This is a genomic window from Luteimonas mephitis DSM 12574 (assembly GCF_000422305.1).
Classification (GTDB): Bacteria; Pseudomonadota; Gammaproteobacteria; order Xanthomonadales; family Xanthomonadaceae; genus Luteimonas; species Luteimonas mephitis.
This window is the reverse complement of the sequence record NZ_AULN01000014.1, coordinates 149737-166241: the sequence shown is the minus strand read 5'-3', so window position 1 is coordinate 166241 and position 16505 is coordinate 149737. Positions and strand designations below refer to the sequence as shown.

The window sequence follows — 16505 nt, the reverse complement described above, 5'->3', positions numbered from 1 at the left end:
AACGCCGGGTACATCACGCCGGCAGCGGCCGGAACACCGATAGCGTTGTAGAGGAAGACGAACTCCTAAACTAGATTTTGAAATCGTCGAAAGCGACCTGCTCCTGCCTGACCTTGAGCTGGTCCAGCAGGCTCCTTGTTGCCGACAACATCGCTGGCGGCCCGCAAAGATAGAACTCGCACGCATGGAGATCGGGATGGCCCTGCAGCAGTCCTTCGTGTGTGGCCTCGTGCACCAAGCCCTGGATCAATCCCGCGCCATGCTCTGCGGCATCCGACAGCACCAGGTGCCAGCTGAAGTTCGGATGGGTGTGTGCCAACTTTTCCATCTCTCCGGCATAGGGCGCTTCGCGCAGATTCCTGGCGCCATACCAGAAGTGAATGCGTTCACTTGCACCGTGGTCGAGCAGAGAATGGATCATTGCGCGCAGCGGGGCCATACCGGCGCCACCACCGATGAACACCTTCTCCTTTGCCCCTGGCTTGAGCGCGAAGTCGCCGAACGGCCCGCTGAAATGCACGCGATCCCCCGGCTTGAGCGAATACAGGTAGGTCGAACCCTTGCCCGCGGGTTGGCGCTTCCTCCCTCGCCCTCCCGGGCTGAAGCGCGCAAGCAAGGTCACCTTTCCGTTAGCCTTCTCCACCGGCAAGGAAAGCGAGTACGACCTGCGCACTGGCTCCCTGGATGTCAACGTCGGCGGCAAGTCGAGCGCAGCCCAGTCCAGGCGATGTTGCTCAGGATGATCGAGATCGTGCCGCCGCAGTGAATACCCCGGTACGTGCACCTGGAGATAGGCGCCCGGCTGGAACTCCGATGGCGCCAACGCGGCATCCGGTTCAAGCACGATCTCGCGCAGGAACGGCGTCACCGGCACCACGCTGGCGACGGTGGCCGTGCGTTCGGTCCACAGCGCAGCGCCGCCCGCGACTTCGACCTGGATATCGGAGCGCACCGGCACGTTGCACGCCAAGCGGTAACCCAACCCCAGGCGGCTCTTGTCCAAGTGCTCGCGGTCGGCGCTGGTCGGCGCAGGCGCATCGCCGCGCACGCGCACCTCACACAGGCCGCAACTCTGGCCCCCGCCGCAATTGGACGGCAACTGCAGGCCATTCCTGCCCAGCGCAAGATAGACCGTGTCGCCCGAATGCGACTCCACCGAGCGCAGCCTGGCGCCACCGGCCGCAAACACGGTCAACTCATGGCGCGGTCGCCAGCGCGATGGAACGAACTCGCCCAAGCGGAAGCTGGTCACCAGCAGCCAGATGCCCGACAAGGCGATCCACAACCCGCCTGCGCCGGCCATCACGATCAGCGGATTGTTGAAATCCTGCTGCCGGGTGTAATCCATGAAGTGCAACATCATGGCGAAATCGAAGATCCGCCACATGGTGCTGCGCCGTTCGAGGATGCGACCATCCTGCCCGGACAGGTATAGCGTCGTGCCGTCGTCGTCGGCGAACGCCACGCGCCAGATGGGTGCGGCATGGCCACGTGCTTCCCAGATCACCTCGTTCATGAGCTCCGGCGGTGAGGCCCGCCCCTCGCCCACGTAATCGGCCGCCGCGATCGCCGCGACCGCTTCAGCGGTCACCGGCACCGGCTGCCCGTCGTCGACGCTTGCCAGCCAGGTTCCATCCTTGTCGCTGAGCCGGAACACCGGCCGGTTACCCAGCCAATGGGTCTCGATCATCTGCACAGGACGCGTGGCGGCGGCAAGGACAGCCTGGGGGGCAACGGCACTCCCGGGCCAGTTGGGCTTGTCGCCCGCCGGCGCGCGGTGATGCACGTTCTCGACGGCATCCTTGTCGAGAAGGCTCATGGTCAGCCCGCTGCCCAGCCAGATCGTGAATTGCAATGCAACGGCCAGGCCGATCCACTTGTGCAGCTTCCGGATCCAGGGCGTCATGCTGCGGCCCTCTTGCGGAAACTGTAGAACAGCAGCCACACGCCGCTGAGCGCGAACAGGAAGCCCACCGATGCCACAACCCGGAACAATGGATTGTGGACGTTCGTCCTATCCTCGTAATCCATGATGTGGAGCATCCAGAGGAAATCGAACAAGCGCCAGAAATCATGCCGCGTGGCCAATAGTTCGCCCGTCTGCGGCGAGAAGTACAGCGCGGTGTTGATGCGGTCGCCGAACGTGGCCTGCCACATGGGAACTTCGCGACTGGCCACCTCCCTGGGCGCCTTGTCTATCAACTGCAGGGACTGCAGCTTTGCTTCGCCCTGATAAGTGGCCATGGCCAACTGTCGCGCCGCGGGCTTGTCGATTGGTCCGATCGTGGCACCGGTGCGAGCATCGACCAGTGCGATGCTCGCACTTTGGCGTACTTCGTAGACTTCGCGCCCCAGCAACTGCCTGAGGCGAAAACCATCCATTCCCGGATAGCGCTTGCTGATCGCGCCCGGATCGATCAGTGCGGCGTCTCGTGCAAGCGCGGGCGCCTTCGAATGCGCCAGGTGGTCGCCATGGATGTAGTCGATCGACATGACGGTCATGTAGAGCCCGCTCACCGTCCACAGCAAGGCCTGTGCGCCGATGAACAAGGCAATCCATTTATGGGCACGGCGTGCCCAGAATGCGGGTTTCATAGGAAGTTCCTGCCGATACAGGCCAAAAGGGAAACCTGTTCCTCCCCGGCACGCGTGCCGGGGAGGAACGAGCCGGTTACCAGCGGTAGGTCAGCTTCGCGTTCCAGCGACGGCCAAGCAGGTCGTAGGTCATGGTGTCGGTGTTGGCATCGGTGTAGCTCTGGATGAAAGGCGCTTCCTTGTCCCAGAGGTTGTCGATTCCGAACGTGACGTCCATTGCCTCGCTGACGGCATATTTCGCCTGGACGTTGTGGTAGGTCAGGCTTGAAACGTGGTCGCCGATATCACCCTTTGCGGCATTGATGTCCTCTGCCGAGCCGATGTACTGGATGCTGTACGACCCCGACCACGGGCCTTGCACCAGGGTCAGTGCGCCGAACGAACGCCAGTGTGTAAAGCTGCCGCGGCCGCCGGTGATGTTGCCGGCATAGTGGATTTCTTCCGCCTGCGGGAACGGCATCACATCGTAGTTCTTGAGGTAGGAGACATCCCAGTTGAACGTGGCATCGATCTCGCCGATGTTGAACTGGTACAACGCACCCAGGTCGATGCCGGAGACCCGCTCACTGGCTGCATTGACCGGTTGCGCGGACAGGTAGTTGATGTCCCCGGTCAGCGGATTGCGGGTGAAGTTCGACGGCGAGCAGAACTGGTGGGCCAGCCCCGGCGTGTTGTAGCAGACCGCCAGCTTGGTCGATCCGTCGATGCGCTGGATGGCGTTGTCGATCTTGATGTTGAAGTAGTCGAGGGTCAGCGTGAGGCCTTCGGCAAAAACCGGCGTCCAGACCGCACCCACTGTCAGGGTTTCGGCGTCCTCCGGTTCAAGGTTGGGGTTTCCGCCCACCGTTGTCTGGATGGCCTTCCCAAGCTGGGAATAGCCGGCAGGTACGCCAGACGCCTGGCAGTTCTGATAGACGACCGAAGAACTCGGCAAACTGGACCACCCGCTGCACGGGTCCGTCGTGGTCAGGCCGCCCTCGGAAACGCCGCCGAACAGTTCCGGCACGTTCGGGATACGGAACGCAGTGGAGTAGTTCGCACGCAGCTTCAGCGATGGCACCACCTGCCAGTCCAGGCCCACCTTGTAGTTCGTGTCGCCGCCGAACAGATCGTAGTCGGAATAGCGCACCGCTGCATTCAGCGCCAGCGATTCGGCGAGGAACGTGTCCTGTAGCAATGGGACGGCGACCTCGACGAAGACCTCCTTCGCCGTGTACTCGCCTGCGATCGAATCTTGCTGGTTGGTGTTGGCGATCCCGAGCACCGTGAGCGGATCCGGATCACGCCAACCACGCTCCTTGCGCACTTCGATACCTGTCGCAACGCCCACCCATCCTGCTGGCAGTTCGAACAACTGGCCGCTCAGGTTGGCGGTAAAGCTCTTCTGGTCGTTCCCGCCGACGTCGCGGGTCGTGTACAGGATGTAGTCGAGGACTTCCTGGGTCACGTCGCCGTAGCCCAGGTAGTCAGCGCACGGGATCGCGGCGCCCGCGGCATTGCTGCAGATCGCCGTGTTGAGCGTATCGTCGACGCGGTCGAGGTTGGCGACCTTGGTCGAACCATCCTGTCCGGTGTTGCGGCCCCAGTTCATCGCGGCCGACCAGTTCCAGTAGTCGCCGAACATGCCTTCCAGGCCCAGCACCACGCGGAACGTGTCGACGTCCTGGTAGAACTCGCGCGGGCCGGCCTCCTTGAGGCTCCTGCGCTCGAGCAGCAGGTCCTGGCCGGTGGGATTGGTCGGCTGGTTGGCCGCGATGTTGATCGGTCGATAGATGCCCAATGTGCCGGGCGTCGCCAGCTGGTCCGACTGTCGGTTGGTGTACATCAACTCCGTGAACGCGGTGACGTTCTCGGTCAGCGAGAAGTTGCCGAATGCGCTGAAGCTGAGTCGTTTGATCGGATTGACCGCATTGAGCATTGAGTACGAATTCTGGTTGTGCTTCTCGGGTGAGTACGGCTCGTAGAAATCGCCGTCTCCGCCAAGCTCCTGGTTGAAGTTGATGCGACTTCCATCAGGCAGCAGGGCGCGGCCGCCGATCGTGCTCGAGCTACCAACGCACTGAAGCTTGCCGTCCACTTCGCCCAGGCCACACGCGGCGCGATCGGCCATGTTGACTGTGCCGCCCTGCGAGTAGTTGATGGCGGTCATCAACGACCCGCGGTCGTTCGACACACCCCACGCCACGTCGACGGCCCCATCCTCACCGTCCTGCTGGAAGGTTTGGCCGTAACGCACCGAGGCTTCGGCACCGTCGAACTTCTTCTTGGTGATGATGTTCACCACACCCGCCACCGCGTCTGCACCATAGATGGCGGAGGCGCCGTCCTTGAGCACTTCGATGCGCGAGATCAGGGCGACCGGAATGATGTTGAGGTCGACCGAGCTGTTTGCGCCGGTGCCGCCGTTGACGATGCGACGACCGTTGAGGAGGACCAACGTACGGCTGATGCCCAGGCCTCGCAGGTTGACCTGGGTGGTGCCATAGCCGTTGTCCGCCCAGTACGCATTGGTCTGGTTGCCTGCAAATCCGGCGGATGCCGGCAGCCGTTGCAGCAATGTTTCGACCGAGGTCGCACCCGATCGCTCGATCATTTCTTCATCGATGACGGACACAGGGCCAACGCCCGAGATGGCTGCGCCCCTGATATGGCTGCCGGTTACGGTGACGGCGTCGAGGGTGGTTGCGTTGGCCGGCGCTGCTTCATCTGAAGACTGCGCGAAAGCATTCGTAACGAGACCGGCAGACAGCAACGCGCCGATCGCCAACGTGAGTTGGTTGCGTTTACAGAACATGGAGAACTCCTCAAGCGGTTGTCATTTGAACTTGTCGGCGAAGACGCGAGCAACGCAGTACGCATGCGTATACGAAGCTCACGGCAATGGAGGCCACCATGCAGGCAGCCGGACAAGTCAACCGATGGGAGGTCGAAAAACGGAAGAAAGAGAGCTTTTACCGACTGTTTTCGGTTCGGGCAATACGGGTGCGGCGGTGAGCCAGACGGGTCCAGCGGGCGGCACCTTGTGAGCAGCCGCAACTTTGAAGAGGCTGCAAGCGCAGTCACATCCTGCGCCAGCACAATCACAACCGCCGTGCTCGCCGCTGCCCTGCCCTGGCGTTTCCGCGTCTGGACAGTGTGGGGTCGATCCAACGACTCGTGATGCGCCACTGTCCGACTCATGGCTGCCGTGACCGTCGTTCTGGACAGGCTGAACGGTGCTCGCTGCCATGGCGGTGGCCTGCCATAGCGTCGCGCTGCCATTCAGGCAAAAAGCCAGAATCAGCAGGTAGCGGAGCATGGGCGAGGGCCTGGACATGGGATGCGCTGACGCTTCTCAGGTTGTCTATACCACCAGATACCACGCCTCCGAACCGGATGTCAAACGATTGAAGGCAAATGACTGCAGCGGCGGAAATTCGGGATATCGAGCGTCTTCCGCATGTTGTATAGACATGTCATGCTCTGGCGATGGAGAAGCCAAAGCCCCAGTACGCCAAATTGAAGCATTACGTTCTTCAGCAGATCACCAGCGGGAAGTGGCCGCCTCACAGCCAGATTCCGAGCGAGAACGAGTTGGTGGCTCAATTCGATGTTTCTCGCATGACAGTGAACCGAGCATTGCGCGAGCTCACCGATTCTGGAGTGGTGACTCGCGTCCAAGGCGTCGGGTCGTTTGTCGCGTTGCCGAAAGTCGACTCGCCGATGTTTGAGGTTCGTAGCATCCGGGACGAGATCCGCGCACGTGGGCAAACCCATGTAGTCAATGTCCTCACTCGAGAGTTGGTTGTGGCACGTGCGCCCATAGCACGAAGATTCGATCTGCCGATCGGTAGCAGTCTGTTTCATTCGCGCTTACTGCATTTCACCGACAACACGCCCCTTCAACTGGAGGAGCGCTTCGTCAATCCCGCATGTGCACCCGGCTACCTGGATATTGATTTCATGGTCGAGATCCCGCACGAGTACTTGACGCGCGTTGCCCCGCTTGAGCGAACCGAACACGAGATCGAGGCCGAAGTAGCCAATGCCAAGATTGCCAAGACATTGCACATTGAAGCAGGCGATCCATTGCTCATCTTGAGTCGGCGCACCTGGTCACGTGGCCGCGTCGCAAGTCTTGTTCGCCTCACCCACCCTGCGGCCATTTATCGATTCGTCGGCACCTTCCAGGTCGGAAAAGGTTCGCAGTCCTGACGGAGTTTCAATGGATACCGGCATTAATTCGACTGTTTCCGGCCCGCGTGTCGTTCGCGCGCCTCGAGGATCAACACTCTCCTGCAAGTCCTGGTTGGTGGAAGCGGCATATCGCATGCTTCAGAACAATCTCGACCCCGAAGTCGCGGAGCGGCCGGACGATCTAGTGGTCTACGGGGGTATCGGAAAAGCTGCCCGCGACTGGTCGAGCTTCGATCGGATCCTGGCGTCCCTGCGATCACTGGAAGCGGACGAAACCCTGTTGATCCAGTCGGGCAAGCCAGTGGGCGTCTTCCGCACACACGTGGATGCACCACGTGTACTGCTGGCCAACTCCAACCTCGTGCCGCATTGGGCTACCTGGGATCACTTCAACGAACTCGATCGCAAGGGTCTGATGATGTATGGCCAGATGACGGCAGGCTCCTGGATCTACATCGGCTCCCAGGGAATCGTGCAAGGCACATATGAGACCTTCGTCGAGCTTGGACGTCAGCATCATGGTGGCGACTGGTCAGGCAAGTGGATCCTTACGGCTGGCCTGGGCGGCATGGGTGGCGCCCAGCCGCTTGCCGCCACCCTCGCCGGCGCCAGCTGCATTGTCATCGAATGCCAGGAATCGCGAATCGATTTCCGATTGCGCACGCGCTACGTCGACAAGAAGGCGTACTCAATCGAGGAGGCCTTGGCGATGGTGGAGAATGCCACGTCTCCTGTGTCGGTCGGCCTGCTCGGCAATGCAGCCGAGCTACTGCCCCGCTTTGTCGAGCTGGCGCGACAGGGTCACGCCAAGCCGGCTGCGGTGACCGATCAGACTTCTGCGCATGACCTGATCAACGGATATCTGCCTGCAGGATGGTCTATTGGGCAGTGGGATGCTGCTCGCGTCGATGTTGAACAGCACAAAGCTCTACAGTCCGCAGCAGCCAACTCATGCGCGGACCACGTTCGCGCCATGCTCGATTTTCATGAAATGGGCGTGCCCACGATTGATTACGGGAACAACATCCGCCAAGTCGCCCTGGACCAGGGTGTCACCAACGCGTTCGATTTCCCCGGCTTCGTACCCGCGTGCATTCGTCCGCTGTTCTGCCAAGGGAAAGGGCCATTTCGCTGGGTTGCCCTGTCTGGTGATCCTGAAGACATCTATCGTACTGACGCCAAGGTCAAGGAACTCTTTCCAGATGATGCTCCACTTCACCATTGGCTTGACCAGGCGCGCGAGCACATTGGGTTCCAAGGTCTGCCAGCGCGCATATGCTGGTTGGGACTGGGCCAACGTCATGTTGCCGCCATGGCCTTCAACGAGATGGTGCGCTCAGGAGAGTTGAAGGCCCCGGTGGTGATCGGTCGTGACCATCTCGATTGCGGCTCCGTCGCCAGCCCGAATCGGGAAACCGAGGCGATGCAGGATGGTTCCGATGCCGTTTCGGATTGGCCGTTGCTCAACGCCATGCTGGCGATTTCGGGAGGCGCGACCTGGGTCAGCCTGCACCACGGTGGCGGCGTCGGGATGGGGTTTTCCCAGCACTCCGGAGTTGTGATCGTGTGCGATGGCACTGATGACGCCGCCAGGCGGCTTGAGCGCGTGCTGTGGAACGATCCCGCGACGGGCGTCATGCGACACGCCGACGCCGGTTACGAGTTGGCACTCAGATGCGCCAACGACCACGGACTCAATCTTCCTTCCATCGCCGGATGACATCTCAATGCTGACACTGACACCCGGACAAATTGCACTGTCACAACTTCGATCGATCGCAAAGCAGTTCACCGCTATCGCTTTGTCTCCTGCAAGCAAGGCTGGAGTCGACGCCGCAGCGCGCACTGTTGCCTCGCTGGTTGCCGCCGGCAAGCCTGCCTACGGAATCAACACAGGCTTTGGATTGCTTGCGAAGATTCATATTCCCGTCGATCAGCTTGAGCAACTCCAGACCAATCTCGTGAGGTCCCACGCCGCCGGCACGGGCCCCCTCCTGGACGATGCGACCGTTCGTCTTGTTCTCGCATTGAAGATCGCGTCCCTCGCGCGTGGCCATTCCGGCGTGCGTTGGGAAATGCTCGAAAGCCTGGTCGACCTTTACAACGCACAGGTCTGGCCATGCATTCCGTCACAGGGGTCAGTAGGTGCATCTGGCGACCTTGCCCCGTTGGCGCACCTGGCCCTGGCAGCGATGGGTGAAGGGTCGGTCCGAGTCGCAGGCGAGGTGATGCCGGCAAGCGAAGGACTGAGGCGCTCAGGCTTGCAACCGATACAGTTGAAGGCAAAGGAAGGTCTGGCGCTTCTCAACGGCACACAGGTCTCCACCGGCATTGCGCTGATGTCATTGTTCTCCGCCGAGCAGACGTTCGCGGCTTCCGTACTGGCCGGTGCTCTGACCGTCGATGCCGCGTGTGGCTCCGACACACCCTTCGACGAGCGCATTCACGCACTGCGCGGCCAACCCGGCCAGATCCAGGTGGCACGGCTGTATCGTGAGCTACTCAATGGAAGTGCGATCCGCGAGTCCCATCGACTGGAAGATTCGCGCGTACAAGATCCCTACAGCCTGCGCTGCCAGCCACAAGTCATGGGCGCCTGCTGGGATCTGCTGAGTCAATCGGCCAAGGTCCTGCTGATAGAAGCCAATGCGGTCTCTGACAATCCGCTGCTTTTCCCGGATACGGGCGAAGTTCTGTCAGGCGGCAACTTCCATGCGGAGCCGATTGCATTTGCCGCCGACCAGATCGCCATTGCAACCGCTGAGATCGGTGCACTGTCCGAGCGGCGCATCGCACTGCTTATCGACACCAACCTTTCGGGCTTGCCTGCATTTCTGGTCAGCAATCCGGGCATCAATTCCGGCTTCATGATCGCCCACGTGACCGCGGCGGCATTGGCCAGCGAGAACAAGACACTCGCACACCCAGCCAGCATTGATTCGATGCCGACATCGGCCAATCAGGAGGACCATGTCAGCATGGCCACGTTCGCTGCCAGGAAATCGGGCGAAGTCGTTTCAAACGTACGTCGCATCGTTGCCATTGAGTTGCTGGCCGCCTGCCAGGGCATCGAGTTTCGGCGACCGCTGCGTTCATCGGAACGACTTGAACAGGCCTTTGACTTGATCCGCACGGCGGTCCCCAAGTACGACGAGGACCGCTACTTCGCACCGGAGATGGCTGCGTCGGATTCATTGATCGCATCTGATCAACTTGCTGCGCTCTTGCGCACCGAGTTTTCCGATCAGTTGGGCTGATGATGGAAGGTTGGAACGGTCGTATCGACGATCCGGAAGACCCTGAAACATTCCGATGGCACCAGGTTGTTCGCCACCTCGACAATCTGGCAACGCCCGGAATTGCACTGGTGGGTTTTGCCAGCGACGAAGGCGTAAGACGTAACCATGGCCGTGCGGGTGCTGTGCAAGGGCCCTTGGCATTACGAAATGCTCTATCGAATCTGCCAGCGATTCAGTCATGCTCCATCTATGACGCAGGTGACATTGCCTGCCTCGACGGCGATCTCGACGGTGCGCAGAGTCGATATGCCGATCGTGTAAGCCGTTTGCTCGCAGATGGTCATTTCCCCGTAGGCATGGGTGGTGGCCACGAGATCGGCTTTGCCAGCTATCTGGGACTCGCCAGGAGCGATTGCCCTGGCCGCATGGCCATCGTCAATCTGGACGCCCATCTGGATTTGCGCGATGGGTCAGCGGCAACGTCGGGAACATCCTTCTCGCAGGCCATACAACATGCCCGCGCACACGAAATTCCATTGGATTACATTTGCCTCGGCGTGAGCATCTCCTCGAATACCCAGCGGTTGTTCCGTGCCGCACAGGAGGCAGAGGTGCGCCTGCTAATGGACCATGAAATGACGCAGTCGAGTTTAAGCAGCAACATCGACCAACTATTGCGTTGGCTTGAGCCGGCCGATTCCATCTACCTGAGCATTTGTCTTGACGTCCTACCAGGCTGCGTTGCTCCGGGCGTAAGCGCACCAAGTGCCCGCGGTGTCCCATTGGAGATCATTGAGCCACTCATCGCCGCCGTCTCCGCAACTGGCAAACTCAAGGTTTGCGATATCGCAGAGCTGTGCCCACGGCTTGATATCGACAACGCTACCGCCCGAGTGGCAGCACGGTTGATCTATCAACTGGCGATTGCGAGAAGTGCATGTCCTCTGGCCTGACTGCACCGTGGATTCGGATAATCGCCTTGAGTTCCTGTCACAAGGCTCGAAGAACACGATCACGAGCATTGCACCTGCGCAGTGATGCACATCCGCTCCGCGCCGATATCTTCGTTGCGCCGGAGAATGACCAGAAGCACCTGGGCAGACTGTACCGCAGGCCGCTCAGGCTAGCTCATCATTGCTCGAGGGTCTCCCTCAGCATCCACGTATACGAACTCAGCGGTCGCCGCTGGAACGCCAAATCGGCTGCGCCGCTAATTTACTCAACACCCCGCCGGTGCTTCGGCGTCGAGGGATCAGAAAGGCGTCCAAATGACCGATGTGGTGCTGCAATATGGCGACAATGCCGATCTGAAGCGCTTGCTCTAAGGATCAAGGATGAGCAGCAAAAATCCGGGGGCTCGCTCCCTAGCAATATCTGGATACCCAATGGCGCTCACCCCGCTGGGTGGCGTGCCGAGAACTCGCGGAGACCTGCACTCGGGCGTTACGAGCTAGCCTGACAGGCGATCGAGTGTCGGACATGAGTCGGTGCCGGACGCATCGCAACACTCTGTAACCATGCGCTCCAGGTCGACCTCCAACTGCCGTAGTTCATCCAGGCGCTGACGTACCTCGACCAACTTCCGCTCAGCGACCAGCCGCGTCCGTTCGCAACTCCGCTGTCCTTTGATCGCCAGCAGTCCGGCGACCTCGTCGAGACTGAAACCCATGGCTTGTGCTCGGCGGATAAACTGGAGCCTACCTACATCTCCGGGGCCGTAACGTCGAACGCTACCTCTCGGGCGCTCGGGCTCCTCCACCAACCCTCGCCTCTGGTAGTAGCGGACCGTCTCGACATGCACGCCTGCGGCCAATGCCAGCCGGCCGATCGTCATCGCGTGTGTCGCCATGGGGTTGACTCCGTACGCAGGTACGGAGATTACCATGTCGCCATGGCCCGACCCTCCGCCCGTTCCTCATTGCCCGCCCTCTGGGGCGCCGCTGTAGCTGTCATCGGGGCATCGGTATGCTGCGTGGTGCCGCTACTACTAGTCTTGATGGGCATCAGCGGTGCCTGGATCACCAACCTGACCGCACTGGACGCATGGCGTCCATGGTTCAGCGCAGCCACATTGATCTGTCTGGGATGGGCATTCTGGGGGCTCTACGGGCCGGCGTCTCGATGCTGTACCGAGGGCGCCTGTGCCGACCCGGTGCGGTTGCGACGACGCCGACTCTGGCTGTGGGTTGCCACAGTGATAATCGCATTGCTTTTGCTCTTCCCGTACTACGTAGGCTGGTTCTTATAGGAGTCCGACATGCGCAAGATCCTTCTCAGCTTGGCCCTAGTGGTATGGGCTGGACTCGCTTGGGCGGCGACGCCGAAGCAGGTCATCTTGGACGTGGAAAACATCACATGTCCGGCATGCAGCATCACGATCGAAAAAGCACTGAACAAGGTGCCGGGCGTGACGAGCCAGCGTCTCGATACGAAGGCCGCGACGGTGACGGTGATGTTCGATGTCGAGCGCACCAACGCGGCGACCATTGCGAAGGCGATTACCGACGCAGGCTTTCCTGCGAGCACCAGGTCGAACCCAAATGATGGCTGAGGTGCAGCGGAAAAGTTTGCTCACGTGCCCGGCATGCAGACACCAGGCCAGTGAAACCATGCCCACGACAGCGTGTCAGTTTTTCTATGAATGCCCCGGCTGCCATGCCGTTCTGAGCCCCAAGGCGGGCGATTGCTGCGTGTTCTGTTCCTACGGCACGGTGCCCTGCCCCCCTATCCAGGAGCAGAAGCCCTGTTGCGGCAGAGCAGGCTGATCTAAGCGGAAAGTGGCTGGGGATCCGTCCGGCGTTGATAAGAGTCGCACCACGTTTGGCGGGTAAGCGGGAAGAGGGGCTGCCCTCTGGGCAACCCCTCAGGCGCCTTAGCTCGTACCGGCTGCCATGCGCTGGCAGCTGTCGGCGCAGCGGATGCAGATGTCGACGCAGCGCTGCATCTCGGCATCGTCGCCCATGTTGGCGCAGGACTCCGCGCACCGGCGACAAACCTCCGCGCAGGCCCCGCAGATGACGGAATGCACCTGTGACCCGCGGAGCATCGCGTCGGCACTGGTGGCACAGATGTCCGCACACACCGCCATCAGTGCAATGTGCTGCGGATCGGCGTGTTTGCCGCCCTTGGTCAGGCAGTAGTTGATGGTCTCCAGACAGATGGCATGGCACTGCTGGCAGTTGTCGATGCAGTCGTTCATGGCGGGGTTGCGATGTTCGGCGGTGTGGTGGGTCATGATGGATGTTCTCCTGGCTGCGGGCGAAAATCGGCGCGTCCGCTTCACCGCCCCATGTACCCAGCCTGGCTGGCCGGATGTCTAGTCGCAGGATCAGTGTTGCGCGAAGGGCGTGGTCGATCCGTCAATGGCGACCAGCTCGACGGTGTACGCGTCGGACGTTCCATCGGGTGATTCCATCCCCGGCGAGCCCTTGGGCATGCCGGGAAGAACCAGGCCCTTTGCGTCAGGATTCTCGGCCAGCAGTCGTCTCACGTCGGCTGCCGGGACGTGCCCCTCGATGAAGTAGCCGCCGACCTGCGCGGTATGGCACGAGCCCTTGCCGAACGGCACGCCCACCTCCTGCTTGATTGCATTGATGTTGTCGACGTTACGCGCCTCGACGGCGAAACCGGCCTTGCGCATGTGATCGACCCAGGCTTCGCAGCAACCGCAATAAGCGCTCTTGTGCACCACCATCGGGACCATCTTGGTTCCGGTGGCGGGGCTATCGGTGGTTGGCGTATCGGCACCTGATGTGGCGACAACTTGCGAGCTGCCAGTTTCCGGCGGGCGAGCGCACGCACTCAGGGCGGTGGCCGCAAGGGCCACCGCAAGAGCCATCGTCTTCAGTTGAACGTGATGCATTTCGATCCTCAAGATTGCTTCGGTCGTGAAGACCAGTGGATATGGACGATGCGCCAGCCCTCCGGCGAGTCCGCCAGCACCATCGTTTCGGTACTCAACAACGTGACCGGCTTGCCGTCCTTGCTTGTGTGCAGCTCGCTCTCGCTCGCTACCCAGGCCGTGCTGCCGTCGACGCGTGCCTTGCGGCGCATGAGTGCGCTGTGCACGCCGGCGAGGAACTTGGCGTCGGACTTGGCGTGATGTCCCAGGTATTCGCTGCGGCTGCGCTCGGCACCGCCGGTCTCGAGGATGATCACGTCAGGGGCAAGCATCGATTCGACGGCGTCGAAGTCACCGGCAGCCAGCGCCTTGCCGAAGGCATCGACGATGGCGACAGGCGCCTGTGCGGTGGCCGGCACATCGATGGCTGCGACCTTCGCAGGCGTCGCGTGGTGGGCATGAGAGCCGGACGGGTCTTGTGCATTGGCAGCAGGCAGGGCCAAACCGAGGAGCAGTGCGGCACCGAGCATAGGAATTACGTTCTTCATGTATGCGTCCTGTTGAGATCAGTGCTGGTGGTCGTCGTGCATTTCGGGCACGGCGGGCTCAGGTGCGGGTGTGGCTGGATCTACGTGTGCGTCGTCGTGGGCACCGTTCATGCTTTTCGCAGCCGCCGGCGCGGGATGCGACTCGACCGTTCCGTCCGCATGGCGGTGCGTCACTGTTGCAGGCTCCGCCGATCGCTCGGGGGCTGCGTCGTCGTCGTGATCGTCCGGAACACCCGGCGGATGGGCATGGTCGGTTGCCGCCGCGCCCATCTGCATGCCGGCATGCTCGTCGGCGGCTCCACCATGGTGGTCGGGGGCGGTGCTCTCGGCGTGGGCGTGTTCGATCGTCTCGCCACCACCGTGGTCGTGACCGCCACTACTGGCCACCATCGCCTGGTATTGCGCGGCATCCATCTTGGGCAACTCCTGCAGGAACGCCGCCATGTTCCAGATGTATTCGTCGCCCATGCTTTCGCCCCAGGCCGGCATGCCACTGGCCTTGATGCCATGCTTGATGACCCAGAACGCGACGGAGGCATCCACGGTGGCTTTCGACAGGTTGGGTGGTGACGGATTCAGACCCCGGCTCAACTCGGTTTCGTCCATTCCGGGTGCAAGATGACACCCCATGCACATGGCGTTGTAGTTGCCGGCTCCCTGCCGGATGCGCTCGGGCTCAGCCAAGTCGCCCGGTGGCTGCAGATCGTTCGCCCGAACCACGATCGAGCGCTCGCGCATCGTATCGAGCAACGCATACACCGGCCGCGTGTGCTGGTCGTCAGCACCCACATTGTAGATGCCCGACCAGGCGAAACCGGCGGTCAGGGCGACGACCACCGCGATAACAGCGATGCCGCCGATAATCCACGATTTGGTTTTCATGAGCGGTCTTCCCCTGTCAGAACCAGATACGGACACCCGCAACCACGCGGGTATCGTCGATGTCTTCACCATCCGCACGGCGCAGGTCCGCGGTGCCGCCATAGGCGCGCTCCCATGTCACGCCGATGTAGGGCGCGAACTGGCGGTGGAACTCGTAGCGCAGGCGGAAGCCAGCCTCGAGCGTGCTCAGGCCGCTACCTATTCCACGCTGCGGATCGTCCTCGCCCCATGCCTCGGCTTCGACGAGCCACTGGCCGATCAAGCGATTGGTGAACAGCGTTTCGTATTCGGCCGCCACGCTGAGTCCGGTCTGCCCGCCCTGGCCCACATAGGCGGTAGCGTCGACCTCGAACTTGTACGGCGCCAGGCCCATCACGCCGATGGCGGCGAGGGTCTGGGAGGGCCCCTCTCCAAAGTCATGGCGAACGCCAACCACGGCATCCCACCAGCGCGCTATCGCGCGCCCGTATAGCACCTCGACATCACCCGACTCGACGTCACCATCGATTGCTTCGCCCTCGCTGCGCACCCAGAGCCGGTCGAGATCGGTGCCGACCCACCCCAGCGCCTCCCATGCCACTGCGCCACTCTCGTCGGCATCCCACGTTTCGAGCCGGTCCAGCAGCGCATAGGAGTGGATGCCCTTGTCATGCACGGCATGGCCGGCGCCACCGGGGAAAGCGGCGGCGCGATCGGCCGGAGTCACCGGAGGGATGGGATCACGCGGCTCGGCATCCGCAGGCAAGTCCTGGTTCATTGCGGAATGGTCCATCCCTTCCATTGTGGAATGGTCCATCCCCTGCATCGAGGAGTGGTCCATCTGCGAGTGGTCCATCTCCTGCATCGAGGAGTGGTCCATCTGCGAATGGTCCGTTTCCGAGTGGTCCATTGCAGCTTGATCTGCGGATTCCTCCGTCGCTTCCTCTGCTGTTGCCTCCTGCGGCTTCGGCATGACGTGGGCGGAATGGTCGACCGGCGCGGTCGGCGGCGTTGCCGGCATCGCGTGCCCCATGGCGGCGTGATCCACCTCGGTAGCCTGCTGCGTTGCCTCGGCGGCCTCCTGCATCGGCATGGCGTGGCCCGCATGCGGATCTTCAGGGCCCGACTCGCTCGAGGCAGCGGACGTATGTTCGGAGTGGTCGGTTTGCTGCGCCAGCGATGGTGCCGAAACGATGGCGAGCGCGAGCGCCAGTGCATGCAGGCGCGGAGTCTTGTAAGTCATGT

Annotated in this window: 17 protein-coding genes; 7 read left to right on the top strand and 10 right to left on the bottom strand. The window is 61.7% G+C overall.

All coding sequences use genetic code 11. The annotated features are described in order from the left end of the window. Nucleotides 1-70: 70 nt before the first annotated feature. From H570_RS18120 to H570_RS19580, 4 genes are all read right to left on the bottom strand, one after another. Nucleotides 71-1906 carry an NADH:ubiquinone reductase (Na(+)-transporting) subunit F gene (locus H570_RS18120; protein WP_051176158.1) on the bottom strand — a complete coding sequence of 612 codons (1836 nt, stop codon included), beginning with the start codon at nt 1904-1906 and terminating at the stop codon, nt 71-73. Then, nucleotides 1903-2595, bottom strand: a complete 693-nt coding sequence (locus tag H570_RS0105665; RefSeq protein ID WP_027079897.1) for a PepSY domain-containing protein — start codon at nt 2593-2595, stop codon at nt 1903-1905. Before H570_RS0105665 ends, H570_RS18120 begins: the two co-directional genes overlap by 4 nt. 76 nt (nt 2596-2671) lie before the next feature. Next, complete coding sequence (locus H570_RS0105660; protein ID WP_027079896.1) at nt 2672-5389, bottom strand: TonB-dependent receptor; 2718 nt, start codon at nt 5387-5389, stop codon at nt 2672-2674. A 117-nt stretch (nt 5390-5506) separates the two neighbouring features. Further along, complete coding sequence (locus tag H570_RS19580) at nt 5507-5893, bottom strand: CopL family metal-binding regulatory protein (RefSeq protein ID WP_169447737.1); 387 nt, start codon at nt 5891-5893, stop codon at nt 5507-5509. 170 nt (nt 5894-6063) lie between these two features. Here H570_RS19580 and hutC point away from each other — a divergent pair, with 170 nt between their 5' ends. From hutC to hutG, 4 genes are read left to right on the top strand one after another with little or no spacing between them, the layout of a single operon-like run. Beyond that, on the top strand, nt 6064-6789 hold the full coding sequence (gene hutC / locus H570_RS0105655) for a histidine utilization transcriptional repressor HutC (RefSeq protein WP_036135313.1): 726 nt from the start codon (nt 6064-6066) through the stop codon (nt 6787-6789). Between the two features lie 10 nt (nt 6790-6799). Next, nucleotides 6800-8491, top strand: coding sequence for a urocanate hydratase (gene hutU / locus H570_RS0105650; protein ID WP_027079894.1), 1692 nt, complete (start codon nt 6800-6802; stop codon nt 8489-8491). A 7-nt stretch (nt 8492-8498) separates the two neighbouring features. Further along, a complete protein-coding gene (gene hutH / locus H570_RS0105645) occupies nt 8499-10028 on the top strand; it encodes a histidine ammonia-lyase (protein WP_036135311.1) in 1530 nt (509 codons plus the stop codon). Next, nucleotides 10028-10963 carry a formimidoylglutamase gene (gene hutG / locus H570_RS18490; RefSeq protein ID WP_084499838.1) on the top strand — a complete coding sequence of 312 codons (936 nt, stop codon included), beginning with the start codon at nt 10028-10030 and terminating at the stop codon, nt 10961-10963. Before hutH ends, hutG begins: the two co-directional genes overlap by 1 nt. Before the next feature lie 497 nt (nt 10964-11460). On the opposite strand, the gene H570_RS0105635 is transcribed toward hutG, so the two are convergent. After that, nucleotides 11461-11859, bottom strand: a complete 399-nt coding sequence (locus H570_RS0105635; protein ID WP_027079891.1) for a MerR family transcriptional regulator — start codon at nt 11857-11859, stop codon at nt 11461-11463. Between H570_RS0105635 and H570_RS18485 the strand changes: the two genes are divergently transcribed. The 3 genes from H570_RS18485 to H570_RS19350 are packed head-to-tail and all read left to right on the top strand — an operon-like array spanning nt 11806 to nt 12775. Then, entirely contained in the window at nt 11806-12258 is a 453-nt protein-coding gene (locus tag H570_RS18485; RefSeq protein ID WP_342664540.1) for a mercuric transporter MerT family protein, read from the top strand. The two genes, H570_RS0105635 and H570_RS18485, sit on opposite strands and share 54 nt — an antisense overlap. Before the next feature lie 9 nt (nt 12259-12267). After that, nucleotides 12268-12561 (top strand): heavy-metal-associated domain-containing protein, encoded by a 294-nt coding sequence (locus H570_RS18480; protein ID WP_084499834.1) that lies wholly within the window; start codon nt 12268-12270, stop codon nt 12559-12561. Continuing rightward, nucleotides 12470-12775 (top strand): GDCCVxC domain-containing (seleno)protein, encoded by a 306-nt coding sequence (locus H570_RS19350; RefSeq protein WP_483804014.1) that lies wholly within the window; start codon nt 12470-12472, stop codon nt 12773-12775. Before H570_RS18480 ends, H570_RS19350 begins: the two co-directional genes overlap by 92 nt. A gap of 107 nt (nt 12776-12882) precedes the next feature. Here H570_RS19350 and H570_RS0105625 read toward each other — a convergent pair whose 3' ends face one another. From H570_RS0105625 to H570_RS0105605, 5 genes are all read right to left on the bottom strand, one after another. After that, a complete protein-coding gene (locus H570_RS0105625; RefSeq protein ID WP_027079889.1) occupies nt 12883-13245 on the bottom strand; it encodes a four-helix bundle copper-binding protein in 363 nt (120 codons plus the stop codon). 93 nt (nt 13246-13338) lie between these two features. Then, entirely contained in the window at nt 13339-13884 is a 546-nt protein-coding gene (locus tag H570_RS16560) for a DUF411 domain-containing protein (protein ID WP_342664539.1), read from the bottom strand. Further along, nucleotides 13881-14399 carry a YybH family protein gene (locus tag H570_RS0105615; RefSeq protein WP_036135308.1) on the bottom strand — a complete coding sequence of 173 codons (519 nt, stop codon included), beginning with the start codon at nt 14397-14399 and terminating at the stop codon, nt 13881-13883. The genes H570_RS16560 and H570_RS0105615 overlap by 4 nt, the downstream gene beginning before the upstream one ends. Before the next feature lie 18 nt (nt 14400-14417). Continuing rightward, entirely contained in the window at nt 14418-15281 is an 864-nt protein-coding gene (locus H570_RS16555; protein WP_084499830.1) for a c-type cytochrome, read from the bottom strand. Between the two features lie 16 nt (nt 15282-15297). Then, nucleotides 15298-16503 (bottom strand): copper resistance protein B, encoded by a 1206-nt coding sequence (locus tag H570_RS0105605; protein WP_027079886.1) that lies wholly within the window; start codon nt 16501-16503, stop codon nt 15298-15300. Between the last annotated feature and the right edge of the window lie 2 nt (nt 16504-16505).

What these genes read in the sequence shown, in the direction of transcription:
- hutH (WP_036135311.1), top strand. Translation starts at nt 8,499, where the DNA reads ATGCTGACACTGACACCCGGACAAATTGCACTGTCACAACTTCGATCG.
- hutC (WP_036135313.1), top strand. Translation starts at nt 6,064, where the DNA reads ATGGAGAAGCCAAAGCCCCAGTACGCCAAATTGAAGCATTACGTTCTT.
- H570_RS18120 (WP_051176158.1), bottom strand. Translation starts at nt 1,906, where the DNA reads ATGACGCCCTGGATCCGGAAGCTGCACAAGTGGATCGGCCTGGCCGTT.
- H570_RS0105605 (WP_027079886.1), bottom strand. Translation starts at nt 16,503, where the DNA reads ATGACTTACAAGACTCCGCGCCTGCATGCACTGGCGCTCGCGCTCGCC.
- hutU (WP_027079894.1), top strand. Translation starts at nt 6,800, where the DNA reads ATGGATACCGGCATTAATTCGACTGTTTCCGGCCCGCGTGTCGTTCGC.
- H570_RS18485 (WP_342664540.1), top strand. Translation starts at nt 11,806, where the DNA reads ATGCACGCCTGCGGCCAATGCCAGCCGGCCGATCGTCATCGCGTGTGT.
- H570_RS0105615 (WP_036135308.1), bottom strand. Translation starts at nt 14,399, where the DNA reads ATGAAGAACGTAATTCCTATGCTCGGTGCCGCACTGCTCCTCGGTTTG.
- H570_RS19580 (WP_169447737.1), bottom strand. Translation starts at nt 5,893, where the DNA reads ATGCTCCGCTACCTGCTGATTCTGGCTTTTTGCCTGAATGGCAGCGCG.
- hutG (WP_084499838.1), top strand. Translation starts at nt 10,028, where the DNA reads ATGATGGAAGGTTGGAACGGTCGTATCGACGATCCGGAAGACCCTGAA.
- H570_RS0105660 (WP_027079896.1), bottom strand. Translation starts at nt 5,389, where the DNA reads ATGTTCTGTAAACGCAACCAACTCACGTTGGCGATCGGCGCGTTGCTG.
- H570_RS19350 (WP_483804014.1), top strand. Translation starts at nt 12,470, where the DNA reads ATGTCGAGCGCACCAACGCGGCGACCATTGCGAAGGCGATTACCGACG.
- H570_RS18480 (WP_084499834.1), top strand. Translation starts at nt 12,268, where the DNA reads ATGCGCAAGATCCTTCTCAGCTTGGCCCTAGTGGTATGGGCTGGACTC.
- H570_RS16555 (WP_084499830.1), bottom strand. Translation starts at nt 15,281, where the DNA reads ATGAAAACCAAATCGTGGATTATCGGCGGCATCGCTGTTATCGCGGTG.
- H570_RS0105625 (WP_027079889.1), bottom strand. Translation starts at nt 13,245, where the DNA reads ATGACCCACCACACCGCCGAACATCGCAACCCCGCCATGAACGACTGC.
- H570_RS0105665 (WP_027079897.1), bottom strand. Translation starts at nt 2,595, where the DNA reads ATGAAACCCGCATTCTGGGCACGCCGTGCCCATAAATGGATTGCCTTG.
- H570_RS0105635 (WP_027079891.1), bottom strand. Translation starts at nt 11,859, where the DNA reads ATGGCGACACACGCGATGACGATCGGCCGGCTGGCATTGGCCGCAGGC.